We start from the raw sequence: 10,374 nt of genomic DNA, 5'->3' as shown, positions 1-10,374 counted from the left end.
CAATTAAACAAAACACGTTTTATTGAAAAATGTTGACATCCTATTAGCTGGTTTAGCGCAGATCGGCTGCCGATCTATACCGGCAGCCGCGTTTTCGTTATTTATTAAGCTATCGTTCCCGTTAATGCAGCCAATGCTTCTATTTCTTTTTGATAGGCATCCATATTTCGCTTTTAAAATTTGGCGATGTGATATCTTTGTGCTCATTCCAAAGAATTTCAGGCCCTTTACTTAGCTCATATCCCGATGACGGAAACCATTCCGAATATATTCGCCCCCAGATCTCTTGTAGCGCACTCGGAAAAGAGCCGACGACTGTGAATACAGCCCACGTAGAGGCCGTCACTTCCAGCTGATCTAAACCATTCCATGCGTCTTTCGTAGTGGCAACGCCAATATAATGATCGAACTCTCCCTTTTCCTCCATACGCCCTTCAGAGAAATTTGTAGAGGCGCTTATAAACCCTGAAGGCTCAACATCAGAAAATCTCTTCATCTCATCAATCATTTCCGGCGTCAACCCTTCATACATCGATGCAATCTCCGGATTGACCCCTTGGAAAATGATTGGTACCCGTTTTTTTATCCCCACGATGTGAAAAGATTCTTTGTTTTCAATACGGTAAATCATTTCATTTCCTCCTTTGATAGTCAGCTGAAACACCATCCGAGGGAAAGCCTTAAGGGAATGTCCATGGACCCGAGCTTCCGAAGGGCTAACCCCATGCATGCTATGGAAAGCCCTAGAAAAGGAATCAGGCGAATTATATCCATATTTCAGAGCGGCATCGATAATTTTGATATCACTTTGTGAAAGCTCGAGTGCTGCCAAAGTTAGACGTCGACGACGGATGTATTCCGACAGAGTAATGCCTGCTAGGAATGAGAACATGCGAGTAAAATGGTATTCCGAACAGCAGGCTATTTTCACAACCTCCTGATAATCAACAGGATTTGTCAGGTTCTCCTCAATATAGTTTAAAGCTTTGTTCAGTTGTGCCAGCATATTCATGACGTAGCCTCCCCTCGTTAATCAAAGGATAGCAGAGATGGTTTTTACCTTCCCGACTTTTTCTGCACGATTTTGTAGGGTTTTTCATGTTTCGATGAACAGAGACTCGATATGAGGGATTACCATTCTTTTTTCAGCTATTCTGCTCGTTAGCTTAATGCCCCATCGTCAGTCTAATACTATATTTTCCCAGTCTAAAACATTGAGTACTAACAATTATTTAGAAAGCTCAAAAAAACCTGTTATGACAACCATTTGTCATAACAGGTTTCAGATGTCATTTGTCACTTTTACTTATAATCAGGTGATAAACTTAAATATAAGAAGTGACAACATTAATTATTAACTGAACTTATATTTTTACTGCCAACTTTATTTCGTTTAAAACATAACTTTATTGTTAGAAGTTATCTTGGAGCAAAAGTTTATTGCTTAGAACAATACTTTATTGTAATGAATAAGGATGTTCTTATTCCCTTCAACCTACTCAACCGTCACACTCTTCGCCAAGTTACGTGGTTTATCCACATCAAGGCCGCGAGCGACAGAAGCGTAGTAAGCAAGCAATTGCAATGGAATGACGGTCAGAATCGGTGTGAGCATTGGCAGAGTGGCTGGCATGTAAATGACCTCATCCACACTCTTCGCCAGGTCGTGGTTGCCCTCAGTCGCAAAGCCCAGTACATGAGCGCCGCGAGCTTTTACTTCCACGATGTTGCTTACCGTTTTTTCGTAGATGTCTGGTTGCGTAGCCAAAGCTACAACTGGAACATTATCTTCAATCAGCGCAAGTGTACCGTGCTTCAGCTCACCAGCTGGATACGCCTCGGAGTGAATGTAGGAGATTTCCTTCAGCTTCAGAGAGCCTTCCAGCGATACTGCATAGTCGAGGCTGCGGCCGATGAAGAACAGGCTGCTTACCTCTTTTGTGCCCTCTGCAAAGCGACGAATCTGATCATCGTCATTCAGCATGGAAGCGATTTTGCCAGGGATTTCGCTCAGGTGATCAACGACTTCCGCAACCTCAACAGCCGCCATGGTGCCTTTTACTTGAGCCAAATACAGGCTGAACAAGTACAGGGCAACGACTTGGGAGGTGTATGCTTTCGTAGATGCGACCGCTACTTCCGGACCAGCCCACGTAAAGATCACTTCGTCAGCTTCACGAGCTACAGAGCTGCCTACCACGTTGGTGATAGCCAACACCTTCACGTTGCTCTTCTTCGCCTCACGCAGTGCAGCCAGCGTGTCTGCTGTCTCACCAGATTGGCTGATGACGATCATCAGTGTCTTGTCTGTGTAGATCGGATCACGGTAACGGAACTCGGAAGCGACTGCTACCTCTACAGGTACGCGAGTCCATTTTTCGATAACATCCTTACCGACTAGACCTGCGTGCATGGAAGTACCGCATGCCACGATGTAGATGCGATCGTATGTCGCCAGTTCCGCATCGCTCATTTTCAGCTCAGGCAAAATCACTCGCTTGTTGTCCTCGTCAATGCGGGCACCCATGGTATCGCGAACAGCTTGAGGCTGCTCATGCATTTCCTTGAGCATAAAAGAATCGTATCCGCCTTTTTCCGCTTGTACCAGATCCCACTCGACATGGAACAGTTCCCGCTCGATTTTCTCTCCGGTCTCTGCGTTCATCAGTTCCACACCATCGCGAGTCAACACAGCCATTTCGCCTTCGTTCAAAATGTACACGTCACGTGTATGCTCCAAAATAGCCGGGATATCCGAACCGATAAAGCTCTCACCTTGACCCACACCAACTACCAACGGGCTAGCCAAGCGAATCGCTACCAGCTTATCTGGCTCGTGCTCCGTCATGATTCCCAATGCATAGGCACCACGCATGCGCTGCACAGCACGACGCGCTGTAGAAACGATATCGCCATCGTACATGTCCGCGAGCAAGTGAGCGATAACCTCGGTATCTGTCTCAGAAGTGAACGTGTAGCCCTTTGCCAGCAGCTCTTCTTTCAATGGCAGGAAGTTCTCGATAATCCCGTTGTGAACGACTGCAAAAGCCGATTTCTCGTCTGTATGTGGGTGGGAGTTCTCGTCAGACGGTTTTCCGTGTGTCGCCCAACGTGTATGCCCGATTCCCATAGAACCAGTCAATGGATTCGACTCCAAACGGCCTTCCAGAACTGCCAAACGCCCCTGAGCTTTTGAGTACTCCAATCCGTTTGCATTCACGACAGCGACCCCTGCTGAATCATAGCCGCGATACTCCAGCTTGCGAAGTCCTCCGATCACGATGTCTTGCGCTTGTTTATTTCCAATATATCCAACGATTCCGCACATAAATGTATGGTCCCCTTCCAAATTGGCGAGGGACTTCCACCCGAACAATGGTACGGGGGTGAGTCCCCCGCCATTCCATGTTTTTTATATGATCATACTGTTTCATCTATTTCGGCAATGGCAAAAAACGTATCACACACAAGGTTTTGTCCATCAGATCACCCTGATGTTTTGTCCCTGAGCTCTGCGGCAGTGATACTGCTGCCGGGAGGTATCCGCCGAATCCTTCGATAAACCTCCACCTCGTCCACTGGGCTCCATGTCGGGCAGCCTCAGTGCTGGCGCTTTTCAATGGTATGCATTTGATTTACGATGCTTGTTCTTTTTTGCACAACCCCTCCCATTTTTCTCTTTCTTGGTGCTAGCGCACATGAACACTGTACCACAGTTTGTGAAGAGCGACAATATCTCGTCTTCGTATTGTAGTTGTATGCAAAAGGGAGCGGCATCGAAACCGCTCCCTGCAACTTTTAACACTAATTTTACACCAGCTCTTGTTTGACCACGTCAACGATCCGGTTCACGAGCCCTTCCAATTGTGCCGCATCTGGACCTTCTGCCATGACACGTACGATTGGCTCTGTTCCGGACGGACGAACCAGGACGCGACCATTGCCAGCCAAATCTTCTTCCACTTCACGGATGGCCTGCGCAATAGCTTCATTGCCATTCAGCTTTGACTTGTCCTCTACACGGACATTGATCAGAAGCTGCGGATACTTGACCATCACTTGTTTGAGCTCGGACAACGGCTTGCCAGACTCCTTGATGATGTTCAAGAGCTGCAGACCCGTTAACAGACCGTCTCCTGTCGTATTGTAGTCCAGGAAGACGATATGACCGGACTGTTCGCCACCGAGATTATAGCCGCCGCGCAGCATCTCTTCTACTACATAGCGATCCCCTACAGCAGTCTTCGTCGTATTGATGGAGCACTCCTCCATCCCTTTGAAGAAGCCCATGTTGGCCATTACTGTCGTGACAACTGTATTGTTGTTGAGCTTTCCTTTTGCCTTGAGTGCTCGTGCACAGATCGCCATAATATAGTCGCCGTCGATGATTTCACCATTATCATCTACTGCAATGCAGCGATCCGCGTCCCCATCAAAGGAAAGACCCAAGTCAGCTTTATGCTTCAAAACTTCTTCTACTAGACGTTCAGGATGCGTTGAACCGCACTGGTCATTGATGTTGATTCCATTCGGATTCGCACCAATCGTGATCACTTCAGCGTCCACATCCGCAAACAGACGAGCTGCCAATGATGAGACAGCACCATTTGCACAGTCCAGGACTACTTTCAGACCGTCAAATCGCTCAGATACGGTACTCTTCAAGTGAGAGAGGTACTTTTGTCCACCCTCCAGGAATTCCAGAACCGTCCCGATTTGTTCGCCTGTTGGTCGAGGCAAAGTATCCTCTGCCGAGTCCAAATACTGTTCTACTTCAGCTTCCACTTCGTCGGACAGTTTAAAACCGTTGCTGCCGAAGAACTTGATTCCGTTATCCGGAAACGGATTGTGAGAGGCGGAGATCATAACACCCGCATCTGCACCAAGTGCACGTGTGAGATACGCTACCCCCGAGGTGGAGATAACACCCAATCTGACCACTTCTGCTCCAACCGATAACAGTCCAGCCAAAAGTGCGTTTTCCAGCATTTGACCGGAAATGCGCGTATCGCGCCCAATCACAACTTTTGGTTTTCCTTCCTGCTTGTGTCTGGTGAGAACGTAACCGCCAACACGTCCGATTTTAAATGCCAGTTCGGGTGTCAGTTGTGTATTTGCTACACCGCGTACACCGTCTGTTCCGAAATACTTCCCCATGATTGTCCCTCATTTCCTTCCTTGTGCACACAACAGCTTATGTCTACCTTTGCTTGTTCGTGATTTGAATTGTGACCTTTTTCGGTGCGCTCGCAGAAGTCTTGATATACTCCGACTGATTGAAGATGTAATTCAATGGTACTTCATATACACCCGCCGGCATATTGCTGACATCTGCTACGACCTGCAAGTCTTCATGCCTCAACTGATTCAGCACTTCAGGTGCGCCGATCACGTCGAAGTCGATTGTAGATATCTCCTGGCCATCGGTGGATAGTACCTTTGCTTCCATGCTTTCTGATAGCCCGCTAATGCGAATCGGAATCTTATCCAAACGCTTGGTCGTTGATGGAACGACTTTCAGCGATACGGTCAAATACTCCGGCTCTACCTTCACAATATTATCCATTAACGGTATCTTTAGCTCTATATCGCGATCTGATGTAATGTTGCCGAGATCGATTTCCGGCCCTGGGTATGTGTTGGATTTGATGCCATCAATGACTTCCTTCGGTCCATAGACCGTGACCTCTTCCACATTCATACCCATACTAGCCAAACTATAGCCATTCGGCAATTCATTCGTCAAGTTTAATTTGATTGGCACTTTGGCAAACGGACTCGTTACAGGGATGTTGACTTCCACCGTAAGTGGCACCACATCCGCACCTTGAATCACGTTACCAGACTTGTCCACGACTTTGAGCGGAACCGTTGTTTTGATTGCGGAAGTAGCCCCTTCCAGGTCAACCGAAGCCTTAACTGCTGCTACCTTATTTACTTGACTTTCAGGTACCCTCACAAGCGCTCTAAACGGCTTCACAATAGGCTCTCCAGCCGTATAACCAGGGGCGACCTGTCCCAATTTCTCCACGGAAACTTCACGCTCAACGGTCTTTTTCTCTTCCAAGGTAATTTCCACGATATTCGGGATGATCCCTACCTTGACTTCATCGGGGAATCCCTTGTACTGGACAGGTACACGATGTGTTCCTTTACCCAGACTCGTTGCATCGACATACACTTCCCACGATTCCTCTGGGAAGAAATTGTGTCGATAAAAAGGATTATTGCTTTCCAAGGCAACCTTTACCGTTCGTTGCTGCTTAACCACCTGATAACGATCGGTATCGTATCTCACATGCAAATTGACACTATCAATAAAAGTTGGCTGACTTGCCTCAGGAGTCGTCGTTTGTTCGGCTTCCAGATTGACAATCATCCACGTCATGATAGCCAAAAGCAACGCAACAGCACGTGCAAACCAGTGACTGTTTAACCATTTATCCATGTTTTCGCCTCCATTGCCAACGACTTCCCATGGATTTGCCTTTAGACAGAGGCTGAAGCTGTTCTGTCAGCATCTCTGCCAGTTGCGCCTCCGTCAGATTGCGATTCATTGCTCCATGCGCGGCAAAGGACACCTGACCAGTCTCTTCGGAAACGATGATCGCAATGCCATCGGAAACCTCACTTAACCCTATTGCCGCTCGATGGCGCGTCCCCAATTCCTTGGAGATGGAATTGTTTTCAGACAGTGGAAGATAACAGGCAGCAGCCATAATCATGTCTTTTCGCATAATGACTGCACCATCATGCAACGGTGTATTCGGGATGAAAATATTAATCAACAGCTCTGAGCTGACTCGCCCGTTAATACCAATACCCGTTTCCACGTAGTCATTAAGACCCGTCTCTCTCTCAATGACGATCAATGCACCAATACGACGCTTGGCCATGTACGTAACTGATTTGCCCACCTCTTGAACCAAGCGGCTAACCGCCTCGTCATCCTGCGTACTGCTTGAACGGGAAAAAAGCTTGCCTCGCCCAAGCTGCTCCAGTGCTCGACGCAACTCCGGCTGGAAGATGATAACGACCGCCAAAACCCCGAATGTAAAAGCTTGATTCATCAGCGCGTGCAGTGCCGTCAGCTGAAAATATTTGCTGAGGAACCATGTGATGACGATGACCATAATCCCCTTCAGCAATTGTACAGCGCGCGTCCCGCGAATAAGCATGATGATTTTATAGAACACGTATGTAACGAGTAAAATATCCGTTGCATACCGTAACAAATCCCCATAATCCATGGATATCGATATCATAACGAAGCCCCCATATCTCGCTCCATCTAATGAAGTCAGTCTATCTCTGCGGAAAAAGCACGGCTCCACTGCCGTGCTCTGATAGCTGTACTCTCTATTTTCTCTTATGGCAAGATCGGAAGCAAGTCATTTCCAATATTTTTCACCTCATACCAAATCCAATCTACGATCGCTTCGATCGATTCGGTATTTCCCACGACTTGGGCGGTAGATGCCACGAACACTTTTCCTTCAATGGCCACAACATTTCCTGTTACATGGCCTCGAACATCTACGTTTCCGTTGCGGACAACCAAGTCTCCATCAATATTGGTTCCTGCTGGTACAACTACGACATTGCGTTCACGATCTATTTTTAATTTATCCAAATTAGCAGAGGATACTTGTAGTGTGTCATCCCGATCAAACCAACTGTTGAATACGCTGCCGGTCATCAAAAAGAGAAATACCGCTGCAGCTGTCAAAAACGGATGATTACGAAGCCATCCTGATAACAGATTCGCTTTCGTCGGCGCAGGCAATTGCGCAAGTACACGAGCTGTAAAATCAGAAGAGACATGAATATGTGAAGCACTTTGAACAAAAGCGATGGCTCTCTGCAACTCATGCATATGCTGGCGACAACTCACACAAGATTTTATGTGTGTTTGCAATTGCAGATTGGCTAATTCATCAGTGTCCCCATCTAGATATTCGTGAATGAGGCAAATCATATCCCGGCATTCCATCGTGATTTTCTCCTTTCTCACATCAATCGCAACTTGCTGCGTAATGCTTCCCTTCCTCGGTGAATACGCGTCTTGATTGTCGTTATGGGAAGCTTTACGATATCGCTGATCTCCTGCAACGACAAATCCTCGATATAACGCAAGATCATAATCGAGCGATATTTGGGCTGTAAGTGAGACAAAGCATCTTGCACTGTCTCCTGCAACTCCTGCGTTACGACTTTGTCCTCCGGTGTTCGCTCGTTAGAAGACAGGCGTGAATACCAGTCCAGGCCTTGCCCTGGTTCGGTTTCTTCATCCAATGAAAAGTCAGGTCGTTTTTTTCGGCCACGGTCGATACATAGATTGGTCGCGATCCTGTAGATCCACGTGGAGAACTTATAGTTGTCATCGTATGAATGCAAATTGGCATAGACACGCAAAAATGTTTCCTGCGCGATGTCCTCTGCATCCTGACGGTTTCCCACCATACGATATGCGAGCTGAAATATCTTGTCTTTATAAATCTCGATTAACTCCGCAAAAGCTTCACGGTCTCCGCGTTTTGCCCGCTGAGTCAACCGTTTCTCTACAAAATCCATGCGATCCTCCCCACAATACCGTAATCCTATATACGGATGATACTGCATATGGTTTCATTTTTAATCTTGTGTTTGTGCGGATAATTTGTTGGGAAATAGAGGAATAAGCGTTTGCTTTCCTCTATATATAAGTAATGATAGCTCATTTATCTCACGGGTGGAAAGGAGAGTGCAACGATTGTCAAAAAAAGACGTTCTCCTCGAGATTGAGATGCTGCGAAAAGAACTCAACGATCAGTACAAAAAACAAGCCTGCATTACTCCAGAATTAGTTACGCTGAGTGTACAACTGGACCAGCTATTAAATAAACTTCGACTCCATCCTTAGAATGTACAGCTTTCCCCCATCAATGTAAAGATGCGGAAAAACAAAAAAAGAGGGCCAAAAGCCTCTCTTTTTTCATGATCTTCTTCATTTATTTTACAGTAATTTGTCACCAAAAACGGAACTCATCAAAGCGACTGCAACGCGAGCTGTCATATTTTCTCGGTCAAGAATCGGGTTGACCTCTACGAATTCAGCAGAACAAAGAATATCTGCATCTGCCAGCATTTCCAATGAGACATGCCCTTCACGATAGGAGATACCACCTATTACTGGCGTCCCTACTCCCGGAGCATCGTGTGGATCAAGTCCATCCAAGTCGAGACTCAAATGCACGCCATCTGTGTTTTTGGACACATGCGCGATTGCTTCATCCATGACTCGAGCCATACCCAATTTATCAATTTCATGCATGGTGAATACCTTCATCCCAATACGCTTGATCAATTCACGCTCACCTTGATCCAGATCACGCGCACCGATAATGACCACGTTTTCTGCCTTTACCTTTGGTGTATATCCCCCAATGTTTGTCAGACGCTCATGCCCATACCCCAAGCTCGCTGCCAAAGGCATACCGTGAATATTTCCCGATGGAGAAGTGGCACCCGTATTCAAATCACCATGAGCATCAAACCAAATCACACCCAGGTTTTTTACGTGCTTAGCCACACCTGCTATGGTTCCAAGGGCAATACTGTGATCGCCACCCAATACAAGCGGGAATCGACCAGCAGTCATGATATCGCTTACAACATTGGCAAGCTTTTCATTGGCTTCCACGACTTCATCCAGGTATTTATGGTTTTCCGTCTCGGTGAAGTGGTGAGGACGCGTTACAAAAATATCTCCTCGGTCTTCAATATTGAAACCCATCTTTTCCAGGCGTGCTACAACACCTGCATAACGGATAGCGCTAGGTCCCATATCAACTCCGCGGCGGTCTGCACCTAGATCCATCGGTACACCAACAATGCTCATGTTTTTGTTCATAGAAGTGCCACCCTTTCCTTCGTTCATTCATTCTCTACTCCTATATTGTAGCCCCGGAAAGCAAAATGACTCAACTCGACATGATTTTGCATAAATAACCTGTCGGACAAGCTTTGTCAAAAACACAAAAAAACGAGCAACCATGTCGGTTTCTCGTTTCTAAATAAGCATATGGAGCGGGTGATGGGAATCGAACCCACGCGACCAGCTTGGAAGGCTGGAGTTCTACCATTGAACTACACCCGCATAAAAAATGGTCGGGAAGACAGGATTCGAACCTGCGACCCCTTGGTCCCAAGCCAAGTACTCTACCAAGCTGAGCTACTTCCCGATAAGTGGCGTGCCCTGAGAGATTCGAACTCCCGACCTTTTGATTCGTAGTCAAACGCTCTATCCAGCTGAGCTAAGGGCACCTATTATGATTTTAAAAAACTGGTGAGCCATGAAGGACTCGAACCTTCGACCCTCTGATTAAAAGTCAG

Annotated in this window: 9 protein-coding genes and 3 tRNA genes; 1 reads left to right on the top strand and 11 read right to left on the bottom strand. The window is 46.7% G+C overall.

Going from position 1 to position 10,374, the window contains the following annotated elements; genetic code table 11:
• Positions 1–139: 139 nt before the first annotated feature.
• From PMI05_RS19190 to sigW, 7 genes are all read right to left on the bottom strand, one after another.
• Positions 140–1,012, bottom strand: coding sequence for an AraC family transcriptional regulator (locus PMI05_RS19190; RefSeq protein WP_007725292.1), 873 nt, complete (start codon positions 1,010–1,012; stop codon positions 140–142).
• A 483-nt stretch (positions 1,013–1,495) separates the two neighbouring features.
• Complete coding sequence (gene glmS / locus PMI05_RS19185; protein WP_007725290.1) at positions 1,496–3,328, bottom strand: glutamine--fructose-6-phosphate transaminase (isomerizing); 1,833 nt, start codon at positions 3,326–3,328, stop codon at positions 1,496–1,498.
• Positions 3,329–3,810: 482 nt separating this feature from the next.
• On the bottom strand, positions 3,811–5,157 hold the full coding sequence (glmM, locus tag PMI05_RS19180; protein WP_007725287.1) for a phosphoglucosamine mutase: 1,347 nt from the start codon (positions 5,155–5,157) through the stop codon (positions 3,811–3,813).
• Positions 5,158–5,200: 43 nt separating this feature from the next.
• Positions 5,201–6,448, bottom strand: coding sequence for a YbbR-like domain-containing protein (locus PMI05_RS19175; RefSeq protein ID WP_007725286.1), 1,248 nt, complete (start codon positions 6,446–6,448; stop codon positions 5,201–5,203).
• Entirely contained in the window at positions 6,441–7,265 is an 825-nt protein-coding gene (cdaA, locus tag PMI05_RS19170) for a diadenylate cyclase CdaA (RefSeq protein ID WP_007725283.1), read from the bottom strand. The genes PMI05_RS19175 and cdaA overlap by 8 nt, the downstream gene beginning before the upstream one ends.
• 104 nt (positions 7,266–7,369) lie before the next feature.
• Positions 7,370–7,993, bottom strand: coding sequence for a zf-HC2 domain-containing protein (locus tag PMI05_RS19165; RefSeq protein WP_007725281.1), 624 nt, complete (start codon positions 7,991–7,993; stop codon positions 7,370–7,372).
• A 17-nt stretch (positions 7,994–8,010) separates the two neighbouring features.
• Positions 8,011–8,574 (bottom strand): RNA polymerase sigma factor SigW, encoded by a 564-nt coding sequence (gene sigW / locus PMI05_RS19160; protein WP_007725279.1) that lies wholly within the window; start codon positions 8,572–8,574, stop codon positions 8,011–8,013.
• 169 nt (positions 8,575–8,743) lie between these two features.
• On the opposite strand from sigW, the gene PMI05_RS19155 reads away from it, so the two are divergent.
• Complete coding sequence (locus tag PMI05_RS19155; RefSeq protein WP_007725277.1) at positions 8,744–8,902, top strand: aspartyl-phosphate phosphatase Spo0E family protein; 159 nt, start codon at positions 8,744–8,746, stop codon at positions 8,900–8,902.
• A gap of 93 nt (positions 8,903–8,995) precedes the next feature.
• Here the strand turns inward: PMI05_RS19155 and rocF are convergent, their stop codons facing one another.
• The 4 genes from rocF to PMI05_RS19135 all read right to left on the bottom strand — a co-directional run bounded on the left by rocF (position 8,996) and on the right by PMI05_RS19135 (position 10,305).
• Entirely contained in the window at positions 8,996–9,892 is an 897-nt protein-coding gene (rocF, locus tag PMI05_RS19150; RefSeq protein WP_012684013.1) for an arginase, read from the bottom strand.
• A 172-nt stretch (positions 9,893–10,064) separates the two neighbouring features.
• Positions 10,065–10,138, bottom strand: a tRNA-Gly gene (locus PMI05_RS19145).
• Positions 10,139–10,146: 8 nt separating this feature from the next.
• Positions 10,147–10,223, bottom strand: a tRNA-Pro gene (locus tag PMI05_RS19140).
• A gap of 5 nt (positions 10,224–10,228) precedes the next feature.
• Positions 10,229–10,305: transfer RNA gene (locus PMI05_RS19135), tRNA-Arg, on the bottom strand.
• Between the last annotated feature and the right edge of the window lie 69 nt (positions 10,306–10,374).

Origin of the sequence: Brevibacillus sp. BC25 (genome assembly GCF_000282075.1) — a bacterium.
Taxonomy (GTDB): domain Bacteria; phylum Bacillota; class Bacilli; order Brevibacillales; family Brevibacillaceae; genus Brevibacillus.
This window is presented reverse-complemented; position numbering and strand designations above follow the sequence as displayed.

Excerpts from the sequence above, each read along its gene's own strand:
- PMI05_RS19190 (WP_007725292.1), bottom strand. The coding sequence starts at position 1,012 with ATGAATATGCTGGCACAACTGAACAAAGCTTTAAACTATATTGAGGAG.
- glmS (WP_007725290.1), bottom strand. The coding sequence starts at position 3,328 with ATGTGCGGAATCGTTGGATATATTGGAAATAAACAAGCGCAAGACATC.
- glmM (WP_007725287.1), bottom strand. The coding sequence starts at position 5,157 with ATGGGGAAGTATTTCGGAACAGACGGTGTACGCGGTGTAGCAAATACA.
- PMI05_RS19175 (WP_007725286.1), bottom strand. The coding sequence starts at position 6,448 with ATGGATAAATGGTTAAACAGTCACTGGTTTGCACGTGCTGTTGCGTTG.
- cdaA (WP_007725283.1), bottom strand. The coding sequence starts at position 7,265 with ATGATATCGATATCCATGGATTATGGGGATTTGTTACGGTATGCAACG.
- PMI05_RS19165 (WP_007725281.1), bottom strand. The coding sequence starts at position 7,993 with ATGGAATGCCGGGATATGATTTGCCTCATTCACGAATATCTAGATGGG.
- sigW (WP_007725279.1), bottom strand. The coding sequence starts at position 8,574 with ATGGATTTTGTAGAGAAACGGTTGACTCAGCGGGCAAAACGCGGAGAC.
- rocF (WP_012684013.1), bottom strand. The coding sequence starts at position 9,892 with ATGAACAAAAACATGAGCATTGTTGGTGTACCGATGGATCTAGGTGCA.